The organism is Pseudomonas sp. GW821-FHT02H09 (genome assembly GCF_059421425.1).
The window spans coordinates 46,217-71,351 of record NZ_JBWKVA010000001.1 but is presented as its reverse complement, the minus strand read 5'-3'; the positions used below and the strand labels follow the sequence as shown (position 1 = coordinate 71,351).

Here is a 25,135-nt window from a genome sequence, read left to right as displayed (position 1 = left end):
TTGTGAAACCTTGACTACACGATTTTCGTTTATGCTTCACTCGTAAAGCGACACAAAAAAAACTATCACCTGCATTAAAGACGCTCATCACTCGCAGCACCTTCAATTCCGCGAAACCCGCGCCCCAGCAAATACTGCTCACGGGACCTGTCACGGGAAGACAGCGGCTTGCGCATCTGCACCTTGTCGAACAACTTGCGAATGTCCTTGTGGTACTCGTCGAAGCCTTCACCCTGGAAGACCTTGATCAAAAAATCACCACCAGGACGCAAAACCCGACCCGCAAGGTCCAGCGCCAATTCGCAGAGGAACATAGCACGTGGCATATCCACAGCAGCCAATCCACTCATATTGGGGGCCATATCGGAAATCACAAGGTCTACTTGTGTATTACCTACGGCTTCGAGGATTTGTGCCAGCACCGCATCCTCGGTGAAATCCCCTTGAATGAAGGTCACATCAGGGATGCTGTCCATTTCCAGGATGTCGGATGCGATCAGTCGGCCTTGGCCGCCGATCAGACGACTGGTCACTTGCGACCACCCTCCTGGCGCCGCGCCGAGGTCGATTACACTCATCCCGGGACGGATAAGACGGTCCTTCTCCTGGATTTCCAGCAGCTTGTAGCTGGCACGCGAACGATACCCGTCTTTTTGCGCCATTTTGACGTACGGGTCGTTGAAGTGTTCTTTCAGCCAGTTATGGCTTGTCTTGGAACGGGCCACGGGCCACCTCAAAATTAAACTCAAAAATAAACGGGTCGTGATTAACTGGGCGGTCCCGGACTCGCTCGGGTAAACTGGCCGCCGCTTTTTACAAGATCAGACACAGGGGTCAGATTATGCCGCTCACTCAAGAGCAGAAGAAACAGTACAAATCCATTGGCCACCATCTGAAACCAGTTTTGACTGTGGCTGACAACGGTTTGACTGAAGGTGTGTTAGCCGAACTTGAACGCGCATTGAGCGATCACGAGCTGATCAAAATCAAGCTCAACATCCTCGAACGCGAATCCCGCCTGGGAGCCATTGCCGAGCTGTGCAAGGCCGGCAAGGCGGATCTGGTGCAAGTCATCGGCAAAATGGCATTGATTTACCGCAAGAACTTCAGCGTCAACAAGCAGCTGTCGAACGTCCATCGCTTCAAGTGATATCAAGGGTCAAGGGTGTGCTTCGCGCACCCTGCCACTCCACCCCGGCACCGACTGCAATACCAGTACCAATCCGGAAAAACCCAGAACAAGATAGCTGAACAAATGCCAGTGATGTGCCTCTGGCAGCCACACGCGCACCACGAAATACATCGCACACGCATACAACGCCATTAACAGCAACTGCCCGCGAATATCCCGCCACAGACTGGCCCGACCCTCGGCCTGAATCAGCACCAGAATCTGCAGAACCACGCAAACGGCTGAAAACCCCACCAGCAGCGCACTCAACATATTACCAATCTCTTCGATCAGTAACGGCGCCAGGCCAATTTGACCCAGCACCGGCAGCAGACCTATGTGCAGCAGCCAGACGCCGCCAACCCAGAGCATCTGGGCCAGCTGCCAGAGCATGGCGCCCGCTTGCAGCGGGCGCCTTCTCTTAGAGGTGACGGACTTCAACAATCTCATACTCGATAACGCCACCTGGCGTTTTAACCGCCACCACATCACCCTCTTCCTTGGCAATCAAGGCGCGAGCGAGAGGCGAACCGACCGAAATCTTGCCCAACTTGAAGTCAGCTTCATCCTCACCAACGATGTGATAAGTCACGCTCTCGTCGGTTTCGACGTTGGCGATTTCGACGGTAGTGCCGAAAATCACTTTGCCAGTGTGGGGAATGGTCGTGACGTCGATGATGACCGCATTCTGCATGCGACCTTCGATATCACGAATCCGCGCCTCGACCATGCCCTGCTGTTCGCGGGCTGCATGGTATTCGGCGTTTTCCTTCAAGTCGCCAAGCTCGCGGGCCGTACCGATGTCCTGGCTAAGCTTCGGACGGACGACCTTGGTCAGGTGAGCGTGTTCTTCTTCCAGGGCTTTAGCGCCCTGGACGGTCATTGGGTATTTGATCATGCCTTCAATCCTGCGTGTAGATCCTGCAAGCGGCGCACGGTCTTCTCGGGACCGAACTTGAGCGCTTCACAGATGGCTTCGCCAGCAGCAATGGTGGTAGTGCAGTAGATCTTGTGCTGCAAGGCGTTGCGACGAATGGAATAGGAATCAGCGATCGACTGACGACCCTCCGTGGTGTTGATGATCAGCGTGACTTCGTCATTCTTGATCATGTCGACCACATGTGGGCGACCTTCGGTCACTTTGTTCACACGACGCACTTTCAGGCCTGCCGCTTCAATCAGCTTGGCAGTACCGGCGGTTGCGACCACTTCAAAGCCCAGGCTGATCAGATCACGGGCTACACCGGCAACCAACGGCTTGTCATCGTCGCGCACACTGATGAACGCGGTACCGCCGGTCGGCAGCACTTCGCTGGCACCCATCTGGGCTTTGGCGAACGCTTCACCGAAGGTGTCACCGACACCCATCACTTCACCGGTGGACTTCATCTCCGGGCCCAGGATCGGGTCAACGCCAGGGAATTTGGCGAATGGGAACACCGCCTCTTTCACACTGTAGAAGTTCGGGATGATTTCTTTGGTGAAGCCGATTTCCTTCAGGGTTTTACCGGCCATGACGCGAGCCGCGATCATCGCCAGGGAAACACCGATGCACTTGGACACGAACGGAACGGTACGCGATGCGCGCGGGTTGACTTCGATGACGTAGATGTCTTCGCCTTGCAGCGCCAACTGAACGTTCATCAGGCCGACCACACCCAGTTCCAGAGCCATTTTCTTGACCTGTTCGCGCATCTCGTCCTGGATGTGCGCCGGCAACGAGTATGGCGGCAGCGAGCACGCGGAGTCACCGGAGTGCACGCCAGCCTGCTCGATGTGCTGCATGATCGCGCCGATCACCACGTCGGTGCCGTCGCAGACCGCATCCACGTCCATTTCGATGGCGCAGTTGAGGAAGTGGTCCAGCAGCACCGGGCTGTCGTTGGACACTTGCACTGCTTCACGCAGGTAGCGCTTGAGCTCTTCTTCTTCGTAGACGATTTCCATCGCCCGACCGCCCAGTACGTAGGACGGACGCACCACCAGCGGGTAACCAATCTTGCCGGCAGCACGAATTGCTTCGTCTTCGCTGCGAACAGTAGCGTTTGGCGGCTGACGCAGGTTCAGACGCTCAACCATTTGCTGGAAGCGCTCACGGTCTTCAGCGCGGTCGATGGCGTCAGGGCTAGTACCGATGATCGGCACGCCAGCCTCTTCCAAAGCGCGAGCCAGTTTCAGCGGAGTCTGGCCGCCGTACTGAACGATCACACCTTTCGGCTTTTCGACACGGACGATTTCCAGGACGTCTTCCAGGGTTACTGGTTCGAAGTACAGGCGATCCGAAGTGTCGTAGTCGGTCGATACGGTTTCCGGGTTGCAGTTGACCATGATGGTCTCGTACCCGTCTTCGCGTAGTGCGAGTGCCGCGTGAACGCAGCAGTAGTCGAACTCGATGCCCTGGCCGATACGGTTTGGACCGCCACCCAGGATCATGATCTTGTCGCGCGTCGAAGGGTTGGCCTCGCATTCTTCCTCGTAGGTCGAATACATGTAAGCGGTGTCGGTCGCGAACTCTGCAGCGCAAGTGTCGACACGCTTGTAGACCGGATAAACCTCAAGCTTGTGACGGTGGCGACGCAGGGCCTTTTCTGTCACACCCAGCAGCTTGGCCAGACGCGCATCGGAGAAGCCTTTGCGCTTGAGGCGGTACATCACGTCACGGTCGATGGTGGCCAGACCGAGAGTCTTGACCCGCTCTTCTTCCTTCACCAGATCTTCGATCTGTACGAGGAACCATGGATCGATCATGTTCATGCCAAAGATATCTTCGACAGTCATGCCGGCACGGAAAGCATCCGCGACGTACCAGATACGCTCGGCGCCCGGCACGGTCAGCTCGCGCTTGAGTACACCCATGCTTTCCGGATTGCTCAGGTCAAGCTTCGGGTCCAGACCGGATACGCCTACTTCCAGGCCGCGCAGGGCTTTCTGCAGGGACTCCTGGAAGGTCCGGCCGATAGCCATGACTTCGCCGACCGACTTCATTTGCGTGGTCAGACGAGCGTCAGCCTTAGGGAATTTCTCGAAGGCAAAACGTGGGAGCTTGGTAACGACGTAGTCGATAGACGGCTCGAAAGAGGCCGGGGTCTTGCCGCCGGTGATTTCGTTCTGCAGTTCGTCGAGGGTGTAACCGATCGCCAGCTTGGCTGCGACCCGGGCAATCGGGAAGCCGGTGGCCTTGGAGGCCAATGCCGAGGAACGGGATACCCGTGGATTCATCTCGATCACAACCATGCGACCAGTGTCCGGGCAAATACCGAACTGCACGTTCGAACCGCCGGTTTCCACGCCGATCTCACGCAGTACCGCCAGGGAGGCGTTACGCAGGATCTGGTATTCCTTGTCGGTCAGGGTCTGTGCCGGCGCAACAGTGATCGAGTCACCGGTGTGCACGCCCATCGGGTCAAAGTTTTCGATCGAGCAGACGATGATGCAGTTGTCCTTCTTATCGCGGACAACCTCCATTTCGTACTCTTTCCAGCCGATCAGCGATTCGTCGATCAGCAGCTCTTTGGTCGGCGACAGGTCCAGACCGCGGGCGCAGATTTCTTCGAACTCTTCACGGTTGTAAGCGATACCGCCGCCGGTGCCGCCCATGGTGAAGGACGGACGGATAATGCATGGGAAGCCGAGCTTATCGAGAACCGCGTTGGCCTCTTCCATGCTGTGGGCGATGCCGGAACGCGGACAGGCCAGGCCGATGGATTTCATCGCCTTGTCGAAACGCGAACGGTCTTCAGCCTTGTCGATGGTGTCAGCGTTGGCGCCGATCATCTCTACGCCGAATTTTTCCAGAACGCCTTCACGCTCCAGGTCCAGGGCGCAGTTCAGAGCAGTCTGGCCGCCCATGGTCGGCAGCAGCGCGTCCGGACGCTCTTTCTCGATGATCTTGGCAACGGTCTGCCACTTGATCGGCTCGATGTAGGTAGCGTCGGCCATGTCCGGATCGGTCATGATGGTCGCTGGGTTGGAGTTCACCAGGATGACGCGGTAACCCTCTTCGCGCAGGGCTTTGCAGGCCTGGGCGCCGGAGTAGTCGAATTCACAGGCCTGACCGATAACGATCGGGCCAGCGCCGAGAATCAGGATGCTTTTAATATCTGTACGTTTTGGCATGGGTAGTCACTCAAATCCGCAGGTCCGACGGCAATCCCCCGAGGAGAAGCCGTCTTGATCAATCTCTGAAGTCCTTCGGGGGCCGCCGGATACCGGGGCCACCCTCAGGAGCTTCTCGCTACATGCTCAAGGCCAACGATTAACGTCGCTTGGCCATCTCGTTGATGAAGCGATCGAACAGTGGCGCCACATCATTCGGACCAGGACTGGCTTCAGGGTGACCCTGGAAGCTGAATGCGCTCTTGTCGGTACGCTCGATGCCTTGCAGGGTGCCGTCGAACAGCGATTTGTGGATCGCGCGAACGTTGCCTGGCAGGGTCGCTTCGTCTACCGCAAAACCGTGGTTCTGGCTGGTGATCATGACGACGCCGGAGTCCAGATCCTGAACCGGGTGGTTCGCACCGTGGTGACCATGACCCATTTTCACGGTCTTGGCGCCAGAGGCCAGGGCCAGCAGCTGGTGGCCGAGGCAGATGCCGAACACCGGAATCTCGGTTTCAAGGATGTCCTTGATCGCCTGGATTGCGTAGTCGCAAGGCTCTGGATCACCTGGACCGTTGGACAGGAATACGCCATCTGGCTTGAGCGCCAGGACTTCGCTGGCCGGGGTTTGTGCCGGAACGACGGTCAGGCGGCAACCGCGCTCTACCAGCATGCGCAGGATGTTCACCTTGACGCCGTAGTCGTAGGCAACCACGTGGTAGGGCAGTTCGGACGCGTCGATGGTTGCGTGACTGTCGGTTTTCAACTCCCAGATAGTGGAACGCCACTCGTAGCTTGACTGGGTGCTGACGACTTTCGCCAGATCCATGCCTTTGAGGCCTGGAAAACCGCGTGCAGCTGCAATCGCTGCTTCATCGGAAATGTTGTCGCCGGCCATGATGCAGCCGTTCTGTGCACCTTTTTCACGCAGGATGCGTGTCAGGCGGCGAGTGTCGATACCGGCGATCGCCACAACGTTGTTGGCTTTCAGGTAATCGGACAGGGACATCGTGTTACGCCAGTTGCTCGCAACCAGTGGCAGGTCGCGAATTACCAGGCCGGCCGACCAGACACGATCCGACTCGGCATCTTGCGGCGTGGTGCCGGTGTTGCCAACGTGCGGGTAGGTCAGGGTAACGATTTGTTGGGCATAGGAAGGATCGGTAAGGATTTCCTGATAGCCGGTCATTGCGGTGTTGAACACCACCTCACCAACGGTTTGACCGTCGGCTCCAATGGCTTCGCCGCGAAAAATGCTGCCATCAGCAAGGGCGAGTATGGCTGGCTTAGTCAAGAAGACCTCCCGTAAATAAAGCCTGAAGGGCAATCGCAGGTTGCAAAAAAGCGGAATGACGTATAGACACGTCACCCCGCTTCTTCGTCGAATTATCTGCGCGCTTTTAGTGGACACACTAAAGCTGTAGCTTACAGAAAAAGGCTTTTTTGGTCCACCGCTAATGAGCCTTAAAGGCAGGAGAATGCGACAGGGCGTCGCTTAGCGGTTGAAAACAGGGCTCAAACTCACGTTCGAACCCTGTTTTCGGCACATCTCAACGCAGGTCGAGCACGTCCTGCATATCATACAGACCAGGCGCACGACCATCGAGCCACAAAGCGGCACGAACGGCACCCTTGGCGAAAGTCATGCGACTCGACGCCTTATGAGTGATCTCCAGTCGCTCGCCCTCACAGGCGAACAGCACCGTATGATCACCGACAACATCACCACCACGAACGGTGGCAAAGCCGATGGTTTCGCGCTCGCGCGCACCGGTATGGCCTTCACGCCCATAGACCGCAACCTTCTGCAGATCACGATCCAACGCACTGGCAATGACCTCGCCCATGCGCAAAGCCGTACCTGAAGGCGCATCGATCTTGTGCCGATGGTGTGCTTCGATGATTTCGATATCGGCATCATCGCCCAGCACGCGAGCCGCCATATCGAGCAGTTTCAGCGACAGGTTTACGCCGACACTGAAATTGGCCGCGAACACGATCGCAATGTCCTTGCCCGCCTCGACCAGCAGCTGCTTTTCCGTGGCTCCCAATCCCGTGGTGCCGATCACCATGGCCTTGCCCGCCTTGCGGCAGAATGCCAGGTTTTTCAGCATGACCTCCGGGAGCGTGAAGTCGATCAACACATCGAACTCGTCAGCCACCTTCTCCAGGCTGCCGGTCAACGACACACCGATACGCCCCAGCGATGCCAGCTCACCGGCATCCACCCCGATCAAAGTACTGCCAGGACGTACGATCGCTGCGGTCAAACCAGTGAGCGGCGCGCGCTGCTGCACCGCCTCGACCAGGATCTTGCCCATGCGCCCGGCAGCGCCCATCACAGCTATACGTCGCATGCCTGTCTCCTTACAGATCGCCAAAGAAGCGCTTCACGCCTTCGAACCAGCCGGTCGTTTTGGGCGAATGAGTATTGTCGTCCGCCAAGGAATTGCGAAGTTCTTCGAGCAGTTCACGCTGACGACGACTCAGATTGACCGGAGTTTCGACCGCAACACGGCACATCAAGTCGCCCGCACCACCACCACGAACCGGCGCAACGCCCTTGCCGCGAACCCGGAATTGCTTACCGGTTTGCGTACCTTCAGGAATCCTCAGCTTGACCCGGCCATCGAGCGTCGGGATCTCCAGCTCACCACCCAGTGCAGCATCAACGAAGCTTATCGGCACTTCGCAGAACAGGTGCTTGCCATCACGCTGGAAGATCGCGTGCTCGCGCACATTGATGACCACGTACAGGTCGCCAGTCGGCCCACCCTGAGTACCCGCTTCACCTTCGCCAGACAGGCGAATACGGTCGCCGGTGTCAACGCCAGCCGGCACTTTTACCGACAGGGTTTTGGATTCTTCGACACGACCCTGGCCATGGCAGGAGTCGCATGGATCGGCAATGACCTTGCCTTGGCCATGGCAACGCGGGCAGGTTTGCTGCACCGAGAAGAACCCCTGCTGCATCCGCACCTGACCAATACCACCACAGGTCGAGCAAGTGATCGGCGAGGAGCCCTTCTTGGCACCGGAACCATCGCAAGGCTTGCAGTTGACCAGTGTCGGAACACGGATATTCACGGTCGTGCCGCGCACCGCTTCTTCCAGGTTCAGCTCCAGGGTGTAACGCAGATCGCTGCCGCGCTGAGCGCCGCCACGAGAACCGCCGCGACCACCGCCGAAGAAATCACTGAACACATCACCAAAGATGTCCGAGAAATTCTGACCGCCAAAACCGGCACCGCCGCCCCCCATGCTCGGGTCAACGCCTGCATGACCATACTGATCGTAGGCAGCACGCTTGCTGGAATCGGACAGCACTTCATAGGCCTCATTGGCCTCCTTGAACAGATCTTCCGATGCTTTGTCATCGGGATTACGGTCCGGGTGGTGCTTCATCGCCAGACGACGGTAAGCCTTCTTCAGGTCCGACTCGCTGGAGCCGCGCTCCACACCCAACACTTCGTAATAGTCACGCTTTGCCATAATTCTTTGCACTCTTAAGGACGTTCGGCAAACCCCTCCTGAGCCTCGCCAAACTCGTTGAGCCCCAATACAGGCCCGGACCCAACTCACGTCAATTCAACGATCCTGGTCTTTGATTTGCGGCCAATAAACTGGCCCGCGGGTGCGGTATTTGTTGACCGAAAAGCAGGAGCATCCCGACCGTACCGCCAGCACCCGAACGTTGTCGCATGCTGTAAAAAATTCACTTACTCCAGACACGCCAACGCGGGAGCAAGCTCCCGCGCGGCGACATCCTACCAGTCACCGCCCGAACGCAGTCAACCGGCCGACCAACAAGCTAGCTTACTTGTGGTCTTTTACTTCTTCGAACTCAGCGTCGACAACGTCGTCAGCTTTTCCAGCGGATTCAGCTGGCTTGGCCGCTGCGTCCGCCGGATTGGCTTGCTCTGCGTACATTTTCTGAGCAATCGGGGCAGACAGCTTGGACAGCTCTTCAACCTTGGCATCGATGGCAGCCTTGTCGTCGCCTTTAACAGCGGCTTCAAGTGCAACCAGAGCAGCTTCGATCGCAGTCTTCTCTTCAGCAGTCACTTTGTCGCCAGCGTCTACGATCATTTTACGAGTCGAGTGAACCAGGGCATCACCCTGGTTACGGGCACTGGCCAGCTCTTCGAACTTGCGGTCTTCGTCAGCGTTGACTTCAGCATCGCGAACCATCTGCTGAATTTCGTCCTCGGACAGACCGGAGTTGGCCTTGATCACGATCGACTGAGTCTTGCCGGTAGCCTTGTCTTTGGCGCCTACGTGCAGGATGCCGTTGGCATCGATGTCGAAGGTCACTTCGATTTGCGGCACGCCACGTGGAGCTGGTGGAATCTCGGCCAGGTCGAACTTGCCCAGAGACTTGTTCTGCGCGGCTTGCTTACGCTCGCCCTGCAGTACGTGAATAGTCACTGCGCCCTGGTTGTCATCGGCAGTCGAGAACACTTGGGATTTCTTGGTAGGAATCGTGGTGTTTTTCTCGATCAGCGCAGTCATTACGCCGCCCATGGTTTCGATACCCAGCGTCAGCGGAGTGACGTCGAGCAGCAGAACGTCTTTCACATCACCAGCCAATACCGCGCCCTGGATAGCAGCACCCATGGCTACAGCTTCGTCCGGGTTAACGTCTTTACGAGCTTCTTTACCGAAGAACTCGGTCACCAGCTTCTGAACCAGTGGCATACGGGTCTGACCGCCGACCAGGATCACGTCGTTGATCGCGCCTATGTCGATACCAGAATCCTTGAGTGCAATACGGCATGGTTCGATGGTGCGCTGAACCAGGTCTTCAACCAGCGCTTCCAGCTTGGCGCGAGAGATTTTTACGTTCAAGTGCTTGGGACCGGTAGCGTCTGCGGTGATGTACGGCAGGTTGACATCGGTCTGCAGGCTGGAGGACAGCTCGATCTTGGCCTTTTCAGCAGCTTCTTTCAGGCGCTGCATCGCCAGCGGGTCACCCTTGAGGTTCATGCCGCTTTCTTTCTTGAATTCGTCAACGAGGTAGTCGATCAAACGAATATCGAAGTCTTCACCACCGAGGAAGGTGTCACCGTTGGTGGACAACACTTCGAACTGGTGCTCGCCATCGACTTCAGCGATTTCGATCACGGAAACGTCGAAAGTACCGCCACCCAGGTCATAAACGATCACGGTGTGATCGCCCTTGGCCTTGTCCATACCGTAAGCCAGAGCGGCTGCGGTTGGTTCGTTGATGATACGTTTTACGTCCAGACCCGCGATGCGACCCGCATCTTTGGTGGCCTGACGCTGACTGTCGTTGAAGTAGGCCGGAACGGTGATCACCGCTTCGGTCACCGACTCACCGAGATAGTCTTCGGCAGTCTTCTTCATTTTCTTCAGGATTTCAGCCGAAATCTGAGGCGGAGACATTTTCTGGCCGTTGACTTCGACCCAAGCATCGCCGTTGTCAGCCTTGACGATCTTGTAAGGGACCATCTGGATGTCTTTCTGTACGACTTCTTCGTCAAAACGACGACCGATCAAACGCTTCACCGCATACAGGGTGTTGTGCGGATTGGTCACAGCCTGACGCTTGGCCGATTGGCCAACCAGGATTTCACCGTCGTTGGCATATGCAATGATCGACGGCGTGGTACGCGCGCCTTCAGCGTTTTCGATGACTTTGGCTTTGCCGTTTTCAAGAACGGAGACGCAGGAGTTGGTGGTCCCCAGGTCGATACCGATAATTTTGCCCATGTTAACTCTCCTGAAACTTTGGATTTGGTTGCCGCAGCAGTGGTGGCTAACTGCGGTAGCACTAAAACGTTTGACTTCTAAATGGGGGCCTTGCGGCTAATTTCAAGCTTGCTCGTCAATCGAAGGCGAAACTGCCGCAGGCGCCTTGCTGACCACGACCATGGCCGGACGCAGCAAACGACCATTGAGCTGATAACCCTTTTGAAACACCTTGAGCACGCTGTTTGGCTCGACGTCGGCGCTTTCCTGCATGGCCATCGCCTGATGAAGTGCCGCATTGAAAGGCTCGCCTTCAGGATCAATCGCTTCCAACTGATAACGCTTCAGGGTGTCCTGGAACATTTTCAGGGTCAGTTCGATCCCTTCGCGCATCGGACGGATGCTTTCGTCGTCCGGGTTGGACATTTCCAGACCACGCTCGAGGCTGTCGATGATCGGCAGCAGATCGCCAGCAAATCTTTCCAAGCCAAACTTGTGGGCTTTTTCCACGTCTTGCTCGGCGCGACGGCGGACGTTCTGCAGATCGGCAGCAACACGCAAAGCCTGATCATGGGCGCCAGCCAGTTGCTCTTCGAGCAGTTGCACACGAGCCGCCAGGTCATCACCCGAAGCCTCGGGAGCCTGATCGGCGTCTAGATTTTGCGTATCCAGCGTCTGTTCGTCAGCCATAGTTTTCTCCTTTCAATTTCGTCCGCGAGCTCGACTCGCTCTTCTGCCCCGGTATATGGGGTCGCAATTTTCAGCTTCAAGGGCTGACAGAGCGGCAAAAGCCCTTAACCCTTCATAAAGCCCGGAGATCACAATTCCCGAGTGCGCTAAAAAACATCGCGACTCAAACAAATCAAGCTAAGGGAGGGCATTGTCAGCCAGAAACAAAACACTGTATAAATATCCACACCTAAAGCCTGGGAGCGGCCTCTATGCTGGTTCACCTGTCTGTACATAACTACGCCATCGTTGAACATCTCGATCTGGAACTGGATCGCGGGATGAGCGTAATCACAGGCGAAACCGGCGCCGGCAAGTCGATCATGCTCGACGCCCTGGGCCTGACCCTGGGTGATCGCGCCGACAGCGGCGTCGTTCGCCCGGGCGCAGACAAGGCCGATATTCTGGCGACCTTCGACCTGGTGGACATTCCAGAAGCCAGCGCATGGCTGGCCGAACGCGACCTCGACAGCGACGGCCCGTGCATTCTACGCCGGGTAATCACTGCCGAAGGGCGATCGCGCGGCTACATCAACGGCAGCCCCTGCCCGCTCGGTGACCTGAAAGCCCTCGGTGAGCTGCTGATCGACATTCACAGTCAGCATGAACATCAGTCCCTGCTGAAAACCGACACCCATCGTCGCCTGCTCGACGAATACGCTGGCGCTACTGATCTGGCCCGCCAGGTACAGCTCGCCGCCCAACGCTGGCGCCAGACACGACAGGAACTGGAGCATCTCTCCAATTCTGGCGATGAACAGCGTGCCCGGCATCAACTACTCAGCTACCAACTCGAAGAGCTGGAAAACCTGGGTCTTGGCGAGAATGAGCTGGAGCAGCTGGAACAAGAACACAAAAACCTGACCAATGCCGAAACCCTGCTGGGCATTTGCCGGCAAGTTGTCGAACAGTGCAGTGAAAGCGATTCAGGAAATGTCCTCAATGCCCTGACGGCCAGCCTTAATCGTCTGTCGAGCGTGAATAATTCAACAGGCGCCTTGGGCGAGGCAACCAATTTGCTGACGAGCGCGCAGATTCAGGTTGAAGAGGCCGTTGGCGAACTGAATCGGTTTCTCGATCACTTCGACGCCGATCCGGCACGCCTTCAGCAACTCGAGGAGCGCCTCGATGCGATTTACACCCTGGCCCGCAAACACCGTATCCAGCCCACCGAAGTCTCAGACATGCAGCAAAAGCTGCTGGATGAGATCGAAACGCTGAACGCCAACGACGAATCCATCGAGCGACTGAGTGATGAGCTGGCGTCATTCGCCCGGCATTATCAGGAGAAAGCCAGAGAGCTGAGCGATTTGCGCCATCAGGCTGCAACGAGCCTGGCCAGCGCCGTCGAAATTGAAATTCAGCGCCTGGGAATGCCCGGCGGACGCTTCACCATTGAGCTGCACCCCAACACCAGCAATGAACTACTGCCTAATGGCCTGGAACAGGTGGAGCTACTGGTCAGTGCCAACCCCGGGCAACCGCTCAAGGCGCTGGCCAAAGTAGCGTCAGGTGGTGAGCTTTCACGCATCAGCCTGGCAATCCAGGTGATTACCGCGCAAACGTCCCGAGTGCCGACGCTGGTGTTCGACGAAGTGGACGTGGGTATCGGCGGGCCGACAGCCGAGATTGTCGGCCAGCTGCTGCGCCGACTGGGCGAGCGCGGGCAAGTCCTGACCGTCACCCACTTGCCGCAAGTGGCTGCCCAGGGCCATCAACACCTTTTCGTGCACAAAGTACGCGGCAGCGATGCCACCCACACCGCTGTATCCAGACTGGGCAAAACCGAACGGGTCGAAGAAGTGGCGCGTATGCTGGGTGGCATTGATCTCACCAAGGAGTCCCTGGCACACGCGAAAAAGATGGTTGTCACCGCCAAAATCTAAGGCAGCAGAAAGCACGAAGGCGACCCTAGAGTCGCCTTCGATCGTTTCGCGGTTTCCCACGCGACATGCTTACTTTTTCTTGCGTACGTACAACACCAGATTGTGATCCACCATCTCGAAGCCATGCTTCTCAACGATCGCCTTCTGAAGCTTTTCGATTTCTTCGTCGAAGAACTCGATCACTTCGCTGGTCTCAACGTTGACCATATGGTCGTGATGTTTGCCGTCATCGAGCTCGAATACCGCGTGACCGCCGTCGAAATTATGACGGACCACCAGTCCAGCTGCTTCGAACTGAGTCAGAACACGGTAAACCGTGGCCAGACCGACATCCTCGCCAGCTTCCATCAGCGCCTTGTAAACATCTTCGGCGCTCATGTGTCGCTGCTCGGCAGAATCGAGCATTTGTAGAATTTTGACCCGTGGAAGGGTCACTTTAAGGCCGGCTTTACGTAGTTCGCTATTTTCAACCATGGTCAGCTTTCTCGCGGATGCTGCTTCGCAGCTTCTCTTAATGCGGGTATGATCGGGGTTTACGTTGTCCCAGCCAAGATAGTGGAAGTCGCCCACCGATGCAAAACACCAAGCTCCTGCTAACCAGTTTCACCTTCGTGGGACTGCTCGCACTCGCCGGTTGTTCATTCCCCGGGGTTTACAAAATCGACATCCAGCAGGGCAATGTCGTCACACAGGACATGATAGACCAGTTACGCCCGGGAATGACCCGTCGGCAAGTACGGTTTATTATGGGCAACCCTCTGCTGACCGACACGTTCCACGCCGATCGCTGGGATTATCTGTATAGCCTGCAGCCAGGCGGCGGTGAACGCCAACAGGAACGTATCAGCGTAATCTTCAATTCCAACGACCAGCTCGTCAGCCTTTCAGGTGATTTCAGGCCTGGCGTAAGCCGTGACGAAGCCATTCTCGGCAAGAGCAGCGGCACTACGGTGGCGGCTCCAGCGGAAAACGCCGAGAAGCCGAAACCAGAGAAACCAGAAAAACCGGTCAAGCCGGGCTCCCTGCTGGACCAGATCCAGAAGGACGTGGACAAAGTGGAAACCACTCCAGTCCCGACTCCAGAACCACTGGGAACCTCGCCGCAATAATTTGCGACAGACAACAAAGCCCGGCATGCCGGGTTTTTTGTTGCCTGTCGTAAAATAAAAGCTATTGGTCCCGCGCTTTCGCTTGCGCGGCCTTGGCTGCACGCAATCGGCGGACCTCTTTGGGATCGGCCAGAAGCGGACGATAAATTTCTATTCGATCCCCCGCCTGCACCGCACGACTGTCCGGATCGGCGACCACCTTGCCGAAAATCCCCAGCGGACAATTCTTCAGATCCAGCTCGGGAAACTGCGCACCGATCCCGGAACGCAACAGAGCCGCCCGCACAGTAGAACCCGCCGGCACACCGACCTTGAGTAACACCTGACGATCTACAGCGGCATACACCACCTCGACCTCAATCAATGACTCAACCATGCAGTTGCTTGGCGCGCTGGCAGAAAGCATCGACCAGGGTATTAGCGGCCTGGTTGAACAGCGGCCCCAAGGTTGCCCGGACAATCGGGCCGGCATAGTCAAAGGCCAGATCAAGACTGATCTTGCAGGCCTTCTCACCCAACGGTTTGAACACCCAGACACCGTGTAGCTGATTGAACGGGCCTTCTTCCAGATTCATCTCAATCGAATGCCCCGGGACCAAGGTGTTGCTGGTTACGAAATGCTGGCTGAGCCCACCTTTTGCGACGGCAAGGCTGGCGCGCATATGCTCGTCACTGGCCTCCAGAACCTCGGCAGAAGAGCACCAAGGCAAAAACTCCGGATAACGCGCCACATCATTGACCAGGTCATAGAGCGCTTGCGCCGGATACGGCAGCAGGGCCGAACGTTGAATATGTGTCGTCATGTCAGCGTCACTTCCACAGCTGTTTGTTGCCAGATATTGAAGGAGAACACCGTCCCCAAACCAACGAACCAGCAGATAAATGCCAGCCAGAAAGTCACCCAACCGCGACGGATGCCGGTCGCAACGAGTATAGAGTCCCAGCGACTAGCCCATCCGCCGTGGACAGAAACCTTGCCTGTCGACATCGTTAACACGCCCAACCGATCAAAAAAGAGGGCGCATTGTCCGGGATTCACTCAACGTGCTCAAGCACGCAGCTTCACCGTAGCCGACACGCGTGCAACTCCCTATAATGCCGCCCCTATGGCTAAACAGAAGAAACACCCAACAGGGACCATCGCGCAAAACAAAAAGGCGCGTCACGATTACTTCATCGAACATCGGTTCGAGGCTGGCATGGTCCTGGCCGGCTGGGAAGTAAAGAGTTTGCGTGCGGGCAAGGCACAACTGGTCGACAGTTATGTGCTGCTCAAGGATGGCGAGGCCTGGCTGCTCGGTAGCCATATCTCTCCCCTGACCACCGCCAGTACGCATGTCATCGCCGACCCTACTCGCAGTCGCAAACTGCTGCTCAACCAGCGTGAGCTGGAAAAGCTGTTTGCCGCCGTGCAGCAAAAGGGTTACGCCTGCGTCTGCCTCTCGCTTTACTGGAGCAAGCACTTGATCAAGTGCGAGATCGCTCTGGGCAAGGGCAAGAAGGAATACGACAAGCGTCACACCGAGCGCGAACGCGATTCCGATCGTGAATTGCAGCGTGCAGTGCGATCCAAGGGTAAGGAAGATTAATCTCCTTACCTGATCGTTCCCACGTTCTGCGTGGGAATGCCGCCATGGACGCCCTGCTTCCGCTTTGTGACGCGCAGCGTTACGGGATGCATTCCCACGCGGGCGCGTGGGAACGATCATGAGCCGAACCTACATCCCCTTACGCCGCTCCGCCCGCGCCATGCGCTGCACTTCCTGACGCACTTCTTCCAGCACTTCTTGCACATACAAAATGTGTCGGCTGGAGACTTCCCGCGCCTGCTCCGCTCGCCCTTCGATAATCGCCAGATACAATTCCCGGTGCTGACTGATCAGCATGTCGCGGGTTTCGGTGCGCTGTTTGTACATGCCGCCGATGTTGGTCACCACATTGCGCTTGAGCAAATCGAACAGACCGCGAATGGTGTGCAGCAACACCGCGTTATGACTGGCCTCGGCAATCGCCAGGTGGAATTTCGCGTCAGCTGCGCCCTCTTCCGCCCGGCTCACTTCATCAGAACGCGAATAGCAGTCCTGCAATTCGTCGAACGCCGCAGCCAATCGTTCGCGATCGACTTCGGTCGCCCGCAATGCCGCGTAGTAAGCACATGACCCTTCGAGGGTGTGCCGGAACTCCAGCAGATCGCGTTGCGCTTCGGGATTGCTTTCCAACAGATGCAACAGCGGATCGCTGAAGGTCGAACCCAGCGATTCCACCACATAATTGCCACCGCCCTGACGGCTGACCAGCAGCCCTTTGGCTATCAGCTTCTGGATCGCCTCGCGCAATGAAGGACGGGACACACCAAATTGCTCGGCCAGCGCCCGCTCGGCCGGAAGCCGCTCACCCGACTTCAGCGTGCCCTCAAGGATCATCCCCTCGAGCTGCTCGACAATATCGTCAGACAAACGGCGCTGACGAATCTGATCAAACCCCATAACTCACTCCCCACCATCCCGACGACTCGCCGGGCTCTCTATTCTGGCCTATTGGCGCCGTGCCAGCACCTACCAGACAGCGCTTGATCGAGCTACTCAGCAGGCACTTGCGCAGCCCCTACGACAAAAGTTTCAGGGCGACAAATTGACACGCCACTCATAAGGCTTTTAACCTAGCCAACAGCGATTGTAAATTGGTATTACCAATTATCCAAGAACGCTGACCAGTGCCTGACCAACAACAACTAGGGGCCATCCCATATGCAAACCTGGCAACAGCTCTACAGCCCGCTCGGCAGTCTCGGCTTGTCTGCTCTCGCGGCAGTTATCCCCATCGTATTTTTCTTCCTGGCCTTGGCCGTGTTCCGCCTCAAAGGACACGTCGCCGGGAGCATTACCCTGGCTCTGGCTATCCTGGTGGCGATCTTTGCTTTCCAGATGCCGGTAGACATGGCGTTCGCAGCGGCGGGCTATGGATTTGCCTACGGCCTCTGGCCTATCGCCTGGATCATCGTCGCCGCGGTTTTCCTCTACAAGCTGACGGTCAAAAGTGGACAGTTCGAAGTGATCCGCAGCTCGGTGCTGTCGATTACCGACGACCAACGCCTGCAAGTGCTGCTGATCGGCTTCTGCTTCGGCGCGTTCCTGGAAGGTGCCGCCGGTTTTGGTGCACCGGTCGCCATTACCGCGGCGTTGTTAGTAGGCCTGGGCTTCAACCCGCTGTATGCCGCCGGCCTGTGTCTGATCGCCAACACTGCGCCAGTCGCCTTCGGCGCACTGGGGATTCCGATCATCGTGGCCGGGCAAGTAACCGGTATCGATGCCGTCAAGATCGGCGCCATGGCCGGTCGCCAACTGCCACTGTTGTCGGTGTTCGTGCCGTTCTGGCTGGTGTTCATGATGGACGGCCTGCGCGGCGTCAAGGAAACCTGGCCGGCAGCATTGGTGGCGGGTTTGAGCTTTGCCGTGACCCAGTTCTTCACCTCGAACTTCATCGGCCCGGAGCTACCGGACATCACCTCGGCACTGGTCAGCCTGGTCTCTCTGACCCTGTTCCTCAAGGTCTGGCAGCCCAAGCGTTCGTTCGCCGAAGCGACCGCCAGCGTCGGTGCCGCAACCGTGAGAAGCGCCGGAGGTTTCGGCCAACCGCGTACGACCCAGCCTTCGCCCTACAGCCTTGGCGAGATTTTCAAGGCCTGGTCGCCGTTCCTGATCCTCACCGCGCTGGTGACCATCTGGACCCTCAAGCCCTTCAAGGCGATGTTCGCCGCCGGCGGTTCGATGTACAGCTGGGTGTTCAACTTTGCGATCCCGCACCTTGATCAACTGGTGATCAAGACTGCCCCGATCGTAGCCGCCCCGACCGCGATTCCAGCGGTGTTCAAACTCGACCCGATTTCCGCGACCGGTACGGCGATTTTCTTCTCCGCGCTGATCTCGATGCTGATCCTGAAGATCAACCTTAAAACTGGTCTGACCACTTTCAAGGAAACCTTCTACGAGCTGCGCTGGCCGATTCTGTCGATTGGCATGGTCCTGGCCTTCGCCTTCGTCACCAACTACTCCGGCATGTCGTCGACCATGGCCCTGGTGTTGGCCGCGACCGGTGCGGCATTCCCGTTCTTCTCGCCGTTCCTCGGCTGGCTGGGCGTGTTCCTGACCGGTTCGGACACCTCGTCCAACGCCCTGTTCAGCTCGCTGCAAGCGACCACCGCGCACCAGATCGGAGTCAACGACACCCTGTTGGTTGCGGCGAACACCAGCGGCGGCGTAACCGGCAAGATGATTTCGCCGCAATCGATCGCCGTGGCCTGCGCCGCGACCGGTCTGGTGGGCAAGGAATCCGACTTGTTCCGCTTCACGCTCAAGCACAGCCTATTCTTTGCCACTATCGTCGGCCTGATCACCCTGGCTCAGGCTTACTGGTTCACCGGCATGCTGGTGCATTAAGAGCCACACGCATTACGGTAAAAACCGACGCCTTGGGCGTCAGCTATTCACAACCCGGTCTGCAAGGCTGCTGAAAGCTCCACACTCTACATTTCAGCAGCTGCGCCAGACAGATAACCGGGACCACCCGGAGACGCGCCTGATGAGCGAGCTTTTTTACAACGCAGTGCCAAACGCGACCCGCCTCGCCCCGCCGCTGCCCGAACCGCGCCAATACCCGAGCGAGAAACCGCAAAAGGTTTATCTGTTCGGAACGTGCGTGGTTGACCTGTTTTATCCCGAAGCCGGGATGGACGCGATTCACCTGCTCGAGCGCGAAGGCATTCGTGTCGAGTATCCGCAAGGGCAAAGCTGCTGCGGGCAGCCGGCCTACACCTCGGGTTACACCGAGCAGGCACGGCAGGTCGCGCGCGCGCAATTGGCGCTGTTCGCCGGGGACTATCCCGTGGTGGTGCCTTCGGGCTCCTGCGCAGGAATGTTGCGTGAACACTACGCCGACTTGTTCAAGGATGAGCCGGACACCTTGAAACAGGTTCAGGCCCTGGCGGCGCGGACTTACGAATTGGCCGAGTTCCTGTTGTTCGTCTGCAAGGTGCAGCTCAAGGACCGCGGCCAGCCGGTCAAGGTGGCGCTGCACACCTCGTGCTCGGCGCGTCGTGAGATGAACACCCATCTGCACGGCCGGGAGCTGTTGGCGCAATTGAGCAACGTGGAACGGGTAGAACACAGCCACGAAAGCGAATGCTGTGGCTTTGGCGGGACTTTCAGCGTCCGAATGCCGGACATCTCCGGTGCGATGGTCGCCGACAAGACCCGTGCATTGAAGGAATCCGGCGCGCACCAGGTGCTGAGTGCCGACTGCGGTTGTTTGATGAACATCAACGGCTCGCTGGAAAAACAGAACGAAGCGTTACGCGGGCAGCATCTGGCCAGCTTCCTCTGGCAGCGTACCGGAGGTGCGAGATGAGCACGCCAAGGCTGATTCCTGTTCATCAGGAGCACGTAGAAACGCAGGAAGATTTCCGCGCCCGGGCTCGCCAGGCGTTGGGGGACACGCAACTGCGAAACAACTTTCGCAATGCGATGGATTCACTGATGAGCAAACGTGCGGCGTCGTTCAGCGACGCCCACGAAAGAGAACACTTGCGAGCGCTGGGCAATGCCGTCCGCGCTCGTGCGTTATCCAGGTTGCCCGACCTGCTCGAGCAGCTTGAACAGAACCTGACCCGCAACGGTGTGACAGTGCACTGGGCGGAAACGGTGGACGAGGCCAATGACCTCGTCCTCTCGATCATCCGGGCTCACGAGGCGCGGCAAGTGATCAAGGGCAAATCGATGGTCAGCGAAGAGATGGAAATGAACCATGTCCTCGCGGCTCAAGGCATTGAATGCCTGGAGTCGGACATGGGCGAATTTATCGTCCAGCTCGACCACGAGAAGCCTTCACACATCATTATGCCGGCGATCCACAAGAATGCCGGTCAGGTCGCGTCCTTGTTCCACGACAAACTTGGCGTGGAGTACACCAAGGACGTTGACCAACTTATTCAGATCGGTCGTAAGGTCTTGCGGCAGAAATTCTTCGAAGCGGACATCGGTGTCTCCGGCGTCAACTTCGCCGTGGCCGAAACCGGCACCCTGCTGCTGGTCGAGAACGAAGGCAACGGCCGCATGTCGACCACCGTTCCGCCCGTGCACATCGCCGTCACCGGGATCGAAAAAGTCGTCGAGAACCTGCGCGACGTGGTTCCCCTGCTCTCGCTGCTGACCCGCTCGGCCCTCGGCCAGCCGATTACTACTTACGTCAACATGATCTCCGGCCCGCGCAAAGCCCATGAGCTCGACGGTCCGCAAGAAGTGTATTTGGTGTTGCTGGACAACGGCCGCAGTCAGGCCTTTGCCGACAGCGAATTGCGCCAGACCCTGAACTGCATCCGCTGCGGCGCCTGCATGAACCATTGTCCGGTTTACACCCGCATCGGCGGCCATGCCTACGGCGAGGTCTACCCCGGCCCGATCGGCAAAATCATCACCCCGCACATGGTCGGTCTGGCGAAAGTCCCCGATCATCCGAGTGCCTCATCGCTGTGTGGTGCTTGCGGTGAAGTCTGCCCGGTGAAGATTCCAATCCCGGCATTGCTGCGCCGCCTGCGCGAAGAAAACGTCAAAGCCCCCGACAGCCCAAATCAAGTGATGCGCGGCCAAGGCAGCAAGTACTCGCGCAAAGAGCGCTTCATCTGGAACACCTGGGCGCGGCTCAACAGTTCGCCGACGCTGTACCGACTGTTTGGCTTCTTCGCCACCCGCCTGCGCGCCCTCACACCGAGCAATGTCGGCCCCTGGACGCAAAACCACAGCGCACCCAAGCCTGCCGCCCGTTCACTGCACGACATGGCCCGCGAGCACCTGGCCAAACAGGGAGATCGTTGATGAGCGCCAAACAGAACATCCTCAACAAACTGCGCAAAAGCCTGACCGGCACCACGCCGCTGGCCGACAACTTCGACGAAGCGCTGGTGACCGAGCCGTGGACTTATCCACCAGAACAACGCATCGCCCAACTGCGCAAACAGATGGAAGCGGTGCACACCGAAATCCACCTGACGTCCGAACAGGCGTGGCCCGAGCTGCTCGCGCAACTTTTGCGTGACCGCCAACTACCAAGCCTGTTGATCGCGCCGACGACGCCACACGGCAAGCGTGTGACCGAGCACTGGGCGAGCAATCCGCAGCCCTCGACGCTCAAAGCCTATGACCGTCCCGTGGAAGAATGGAAAGCCGAGCTGTTCAACGACACTCCGGCCAGCTTCACCACCACCCTCGGTGCCATCGCCGCCACCGGCAGCCTGATCATCTGGCCGACCCGCGAAGAACCCCGCTTGATGAGCCTGGTGCCACCGGTGCATTTCGCCCTGCTTAAGGCCAGCGAAATCCATGACAACTTCTATCAGGTGCAGCAGCAATTCGAATGGGCCCAAGGCATGCCGACCAACGCCCTGCTGGTGTCCGGCCCGTCGAAGACCGCCGACATCGAACAAGTACTGGCTTACGGCGCCCATGGCCCGAAAGACCTGGTGGTACTGATCCTGGAGGACCAATGAGTCTGCCAGCCGCTTTTGTGCGTGATGCACAGCTACTGATTCCTCAAGATCGGCGTTTCGATGATCCGCTCTCGACACTCGCGTTCGGCACCGACGCCAGCTTCTATCGACTGATCCCCAAACTGGTGATCCGCGTCGAGTCTGAAGACGAGGTGGTCGCCCTGCTGAAACTGGCCCAGCGCGACCAGGTACCGGTGACCTTCCGCGCGGCGGGCACCAGCCTGTCCGGCCAGGCCATCAGCGACTCGGTGCTGATCGTCCTCGCAGACACCTGGGGCGGCAAAGAGATTCGCGGCCAGGGCACGCAGATCCGTCTGCAACCGGGCGTCATCGGCGCGCAAGCGAATGCCTGGCTGGCGCCGTTCGGACGCAAGATCGGCCCGGACCCGGCCTCGATCAACGCCTGCAAGATTGGCGGCATCGTCGCCAACAACGCCAGCGGCATGTGCTGCGGCACCGCGCAAAACACCTATCACACCCTGGCCGGCATTCGTCTGGTGCTGGCCGATGGCAGCTGTCTCGATACCGAAGACGCCCACAGCGTTGCGGCCTTCCGTGACAGTCATGCCGAGCTGCTGGAACGGCTGGCGACCCTCAGCCGCGAGACTCGCGCCAACACCGAACTGGCCGCGAAAATCCGCCACAAATATCGCCTGAAAAACACCACCGGCCTGTCGCTCAACGCCCTGGTGGATTTCGATGAGCCGCTGGATATTCTCAGCCACTTGCTGGTGGGCTCCGAAGGCACGCTCGGGTTCATCAGCGCGGTGACCTACGACACGGTCATCGACCATCCGAACAAAGCCTCGGCACTGATCGTGTTCCCTGATGTCGAGACCTGCTGCAACGCCGTCACCGTACTCAAAAGCCAACCGGTCTCGGCCGTCGAACTGCTGGACCGCCGCAGCCTGCGCTCGGTGCAGGACAAACCCGGAATGCCGGCATTCGTTCAGCAATTGTCCGCCAACGCCTGCGCCTTGCTGATCGAATCCCGCGCCGCCACCTCAACGCTACTGCAGGAGCAACTGGCGCAGATCATGGCCTCGCTGGCCTCATTCCCGGTGGAAAAGCAGGTCGACTTCACCGAAGACCCTGTGGAAAACGCCAAACTCTGGGCGATCCGCAAAGACACCTTCCCTGCGGTCGGCGCGGTGCGCAAAACCGGCACCACGGTGATCATCGAAGACGTGACCTTCCCGGTGGAACAACTGGCCATCGGCGTGAACCGTTTGATCGAGCTGCTCGACAAGCATCACTATGACGAAGCGATCCTGTTCGGCCACGCGCTGGAAGGCAATCTGCACTTCGTCTTCACCCAGGGCTTCAACAGCGCCGAAGAAGTCGCGCGCTACCAGGCCTTCATGGACGACGTCGCGCAACTGGTGGCGGTGGAGTTCGGCGGTTCGTTGAAAGCCGAGCACGGCACCGGGCGCAACATGGCACCGTTCGTTGAACTGGAATGGGGCAGCGACGCCTACCAACTGATGTGGCAGCTCAAACGCTTGCTCGATCCGCACGGGATTCTCAACCCGGATGTGGTGCTCAGCGAAGATCCACAAATCCACCTCAAGCACCTCAAGCCGCTGCCCGCCGCCGACGAGATTGTGGATAAGTGCATCGAGTGCGGTTTCTGCGAACCGGTCTGCCCCTCGAAAGGCCTGACCCTGAGCCCACGCCAGCGCATCGTGATCTGGCGTGATATCCAGGCGAAAAAACGCGCTGGCATTGATACCTCGGAGCTGGAGGAGGCCTACCAATATCAGGGCATCGACACCTGTGCCGCCACCGGTCTGTGCGCGCAACGTTGCCCGGTGGGAATCAACACCGGCGAACTGGTGAAGAAGCTGCGCGGCCGCAGCGCTAACCACACCAAAACCGCCGAATGGCTGGCGACGAACTTCAAGACTGCGCTGCAAAGTGCCCGCTTCACTCTGCACGCCGCCAACGGTGCACGCAGGTTGCTGGGTGCGCCGCGGCTGGCGAAGATGTCTGCTGCGCTGAGCAAACTGTCCAAAGGCAAAGTCCCGCAATGGACCAACGCCATGCCGCAACCGGAACGGGCGATTCGCTTCAGTCCGCCAGTGACGGATCAACGTCCGCGTGTTGTGTACCTGGCCGCCTGCGTGTCGCGAATCATGGGGCCAGCGGCGGGCGATAAAGAGCAGATATCGCTCTACGAAAAGACCCGCAGCCTGCTGGAAAAGGCCGGTTACCAAGTAGTGTTCCCGGACAATCAGGACAACCTTTGCTGCGGTCAGCCGTTCGCCTCCAAAGGCTACACCGAACAAGCCGAACACAAGCGTCAGGAACTGATCGGCGCTCTGCTGCACGCCAGTCGCGGCGGGCTCGATCCGATCTACTGCGACACCAGCCCCTGCACCTTGCGCCTGGTGCAAGACCTCGGCGATGTACGGCTGGACCTCTACGACCCGGTGCGTTTTATCCGCACGCACTTGATGGACAGGCTCGACTTCACGCCTCAGGAAGAACCCATCGCGGTGCATGTCACGTGCAGTACTCAACACCTTGGGGAAAGCCAGGCGCTGATCGATCTGGCCCGCCGTTGCAGCAACAACGTGGTCATTCCCGAAGGCATACACTGCTGTGGTTTTGCCGGCGACAAGGGCTTTACCACGCCAGAGTTGAATGCTCATTCACTACGCACATTGAAGGATGCGGTGCAGTATTGCAGCGAAGGCATCTCCACCAGCCGCACCTGTGAAATTGGCCTGAGCCTGCATGGCGGGATCGATTATCATGGGCTGGTCTACCTCGTGGACCGGGTCACCCAGGCCAGAGCGGTCTGAAAGCGAGGCACTGAAAAAGGGGCATTTTTGCCCCTTTTTCGTACCCGTTCCCCGGAAAAATCTTCACCTCATTGCAAGCAAAACAG

Annotated in this window: 23 protein-coding genes; 9 read left to right on the top strand and 14 right to left on the bottom strand. The window is 58.2% G+C overall.

Features of this window, described 5'->3' with window-relative positions:
* Positions 1–74: 74 nt before the first annotated feature.
* A complete protein-coding gene (gene rlmE, locus AC07VR_RS00300) occupies positions 75–725 on the bottom strand; it encodes a 23S rRNA (uridine(2552)-2'-O)-methyltransferase RlmE (protein WP_419118816.1) in 651 nt (216 codons plus the stop codon).
* A gap of 116 nt (positions 726–841) precedes the next feature.
* Between rlmE and AC07VR_RS00295 the strand changes: the two genes are divergently transcribed.
* Positions 842–1,150 carry a YhbY family RNA-binding protein gene (locus tag AC07VR_RS00295; RefSeq protein WP_494995349.1) on the top strand — a complete coding sequence of 103 codons (309 nt, stop codon included), beginning with the start codon at positions 842–844 and terminating at the stop codon, positions 1,148–1,150.
* Between the two features lie 9 nt (positions 1,151–1,159).
* On the opposite strand, the gene AC07VR_RS00290 is transcribed toward AC07VR_RS00295, so the two are convergent.
* The 8 genes from AC07VR_RS00290 to grpE form a co-directional block, all read right to left on the bottom strand.
* Positions 1,160–1,564 (bottom strand): MFS transporter, encoded by a 405-nt coding sequence (locus tag AC07VR_RS00290; protein WP_494995350.1) that lies wholly within the window; start codon positions 1,562–1,564, stop codon positions 1,160–1,162.
* A 28-nt stretch (positions 1,565–1,592) separates the two neighbouring features.
* Positions 1,593–2,069, bottom strand: a complete 477-nt coding sequence (gene greA / locus AC07VR_RS00285) for a transcription elongation factor GreA (RefSeq protein WP_494995351.1) — start codon at positions 2,067–2,069, stop codon at positions 1,593–1,595.
* Positions 2,066–5,287: a carbamoyl-phosphate synthase large subunit gene (carB, locus tag AC07VR_RS00280; protein ID WP_494995352.1), complete on the bottom strand. Its 3,222-nt coding sequence runs from the start codon at positions 5,285–5,287 to the stop codon at positions 2,066–2,068. Before carB ends, greA begins: the two co-directional genes overlap by 4 nt.
* Before the next feature lie 139 nt (positions 5,288–5,426).
* The gene (gene carA / locus AC07VR_RS00275) at positions 5,427–6,563 is read right to left on the bottom strand and encodes a glutamine-hydrolyzing carbamoyl-phosphate synthase small subunit (RefSeq protein ID WP_495010214.1); all 1,137 of its coding nucleotides are present in this window, start codon (positions 6,561–6,563) and stop codon (positions 5,427–5,429) included.
* Positions 6,564–6,819: 256 nt separating this feature from the next.
* Complete coding sequence (gene dapB, locus AC07VR_RS00270) at positions 6,820–7,626, bottom strand: 4-hydroxy-tetrahydrodipicolinate reductase (RefSeq protein WP_494995354.1); 807 nt, start codon at positions 7,624–7,626, stop codon at positions 6,820–6,822.
* A 10-nt stretch (positions 7,627–7,636) separates the two neighbouring features.
* Positions 7,637–8,761 (bottom strand): molecular chaperone DnaJ, encoded by a 1,125-nt coding sequence (dnaJ, locus tag AC07VR_RS00265; protein WP_494995355.1) that lies wholly within the window; start codon positions 8,759–8,761, stop codon positions 7,637–7,639.
* 324 nt (positions 8,762–9,085) lie between these two features.
* Entirely contained in the window at positions 9,086–11,002 is a 1,917-nt protein-coding gene (dnaK, locus tag AC07VR_RS00260) for a molecular chaperone DnaK (RefSeq protein ID WP_494995356.1), read from the bottom strand.
* A 102-nt stretch (positions 11,003–11,104) separates the two neighbouring features.
* On the bottom strand, positions 11,105–11,671 hold the full coding sequence (grpE, locus tag AC07VR_RS00255; RefSeq protein ID WP_494995357.1) for a nucleotide exchange factor GrpE: 567 nt from the start codon (positions 11,669–11,671) through the stop codon (positions 11,105–11,107).
* Between the two features lie 251 nt (positions 11,672–11,922).
* On the opposite strand from grpE, the gene recN reads away from it, so the two are divergent.
* Positions 11,923–13,596, top strand: a complete 1,674-nt coding sequence (gene recN, locus AC07VR_RS00250) for a DNA repair protein RecN (protein WP_494995358.1) — start codon at positions 11,923–11,925, stop codon at positions 13,594–13,596.
* Between the two features lie 69 nt (positions 13,597–13,665).
* Here the strand turns inward: recN and fur are convergent, their stop codons facing one another.
* Positions 13,666–14,070, bottom strand: a complete 405-nt coding sequence (gene fur, locus AC07VR_RS00245; RefSeq protein WP_150641005.1) for a ferric iron uptake transcriptional regulator — start codon at positions 14,068–14,070, stop codon at positions 13,666–13,668.
* Between the two features lie 98 nt (positions 14,071–14,168).
* Between fur and AC07VR_RS00240 the strand changes: the two genes are divergently transcribed.
* On the top strand, positions 14,169–14,705 hold the full coding sequence (locus tag AC07VR_RS00240) for an outer membrane protein assembly factor BamE (protein ID WP_494995359.1): 537 nt from the start codon (positions 14,169–14,171) through the stop codon (positions 14,703–14,705).
* Between the two features lie 61 nt (positions 14,706–14,766).
* On the opposite strand, the gene AC07VR_RS00235 is transcribed toward AC07VR_RS00240, so the two are convergent.
* Genes AC07VR_RS00235 through AC07VR_RS00225 form a run of 3 tightly spaced genes read right to left on the bottom strand, consistent with a single transcriptional unit; the run spans position 14,767 to position 15,744 of the window.
* On the bottom strand, positions 14,767–15,081 hold the full coding sequence (locus AC07VR_RS00235) for an RnfH family protein (protein ID WP_495010213.1): 315 nt from the start codon (positions 15,079–15,081) through the stop codon (positions 14,767–14,769).
* Positions 15,074–15,508 (bottom strand): type II toxin-antitoxin system RatA family toxin, encoded by a 435-nt coding sequence (locus AC07VR_RS00230; protein WP_419118805.1) that lies wholly within the window; start codon positions 15,506–15,508, stop codon positions 15,074–15,076. The genes AC07VR_RS00235 and AC07VR_RS00230 overlap by 8 nt, the downstream gene beginning before the upstream one ends.
* Positions 15,505–15,744 (bottom strand): hypothetical protein, encoded by a 240-nt coding sequence (locus AC07VR_RS00225; RefSeq protein ID WP_494995392.1) that lies wholly within the window; start codon positions 15,742–15,744, stop codon positions 15,505–15,507. Before AC07VR_RS00225 ends, AC07VR_RS00230 begins: the two co-directional genes overlap by 4 nt.
* Positions 15,745–15,811: 67 nt before the next feature.
* Between AC07VR_RS00225 and smpB the strand changes: the two genes are divergently transcribed.
* A complete protein-coding gene (smpB, locus tag AC07VR_RS00220; RefSeq protein ID WP_494995361.1) occupies positions 15,812–16,294 on the top strand; it encodes an SsrA-binding protein SmpB in 483 nt (160 codons plus the stop codon).
* Between the two features lie 129 nt (positions 16,295–16,423).
* Here smpB and AC07VR_RS00215 read toward each other — a convergent pair whose 3' ends face one another.
* Positions 16,424–17,191: an FCD domain-containing protein gene (locus tag AC07VR_RS00215; RefSeq protein WP_495010212.1), complete on the bottom strand. Its 768-nt coding sequence runs from the start codon at positions 17,189–17,191 to the stop codon at positions 16,424–16,426.
* Between the two features lie 261 nt (positions 17,192–17,452).
* Here AC07VR_RS00215 and AC07VR_RS00210 point away from each other — a divergent pair, with 261 nt between their 5' ends.
* From AC07VR_RS00210 to AC07VR_RS00190, 5 genes are all read left to right on the top strand, one after another.
* Positions 17,453–19,141, top strand: a complete 1,689-nt coding sequence (locus tag AC07VR_RS00210; RefSeq protein WP_494995363.1) for a lactate permease LctP family transporter — start codon at positions 17,453–17,455, stop codon at positions 19,139–19,141.
* A 142-nt stretch (positions 19,142–19,283) separates the two neighbouring features.
* Positions 19,284–20,108, top strand: coding sequence for a (Fe-S)-binding protein (locus AC07VR_RS00205; protein WP_494995364.1), 825 nt, complete (start codon positions 19,284–19,286; stop codon positions 20,106–20,108).
* Positions 20,105–21,571: a LutB/LldF family L-lactate oxidation iron-sulfur protein gene (locus tag AC07VR_RS00200; protein ID WP_495010211.1), complete on the top strand. Its 1,467-nt coding sequence runs from the start codon at positions 20,105–20,107 to the stop codon at positions 21,569–21,571. Before AC07VR_RS00205 ends, AC07VR_RS00200 begins: the two co-directional genes overlap by 4 nt.
* Entirely contained in the window at positions 21,571–22,242 is a 672-nt protein-coding gene (locus AC07VR_RS00195) for a LutC/YkgG family protein (RefSeq protein ID WP_495010210.1), read from the top strand. The genes AC07VR_RS00200 and AC07VR_RS00195 overlap by 1 nt, the downstream gene beginning before the upstream one ends.
* Positions 22,239–25,049 carry an FAD-binding and (Fe-S)-binding domain-containing protein gene (locus AC07VR_RS00190; protein WP_495010209.1) on the top strand — a complete coding sequence of 937 codons (2,811 nt, stop codon included), beginning with the start codon at positions 22,239–22,241 and terminating at the stop codon, positions 25,047–25,049. Before AC07VR_RS00195 ends, AC07VR_RS00190 begins: the two co-directional genes overlap by 4 nt.
* The last annotated feature ends 86 nt before the right edge of the window (positions 25,050–25,135 follow it).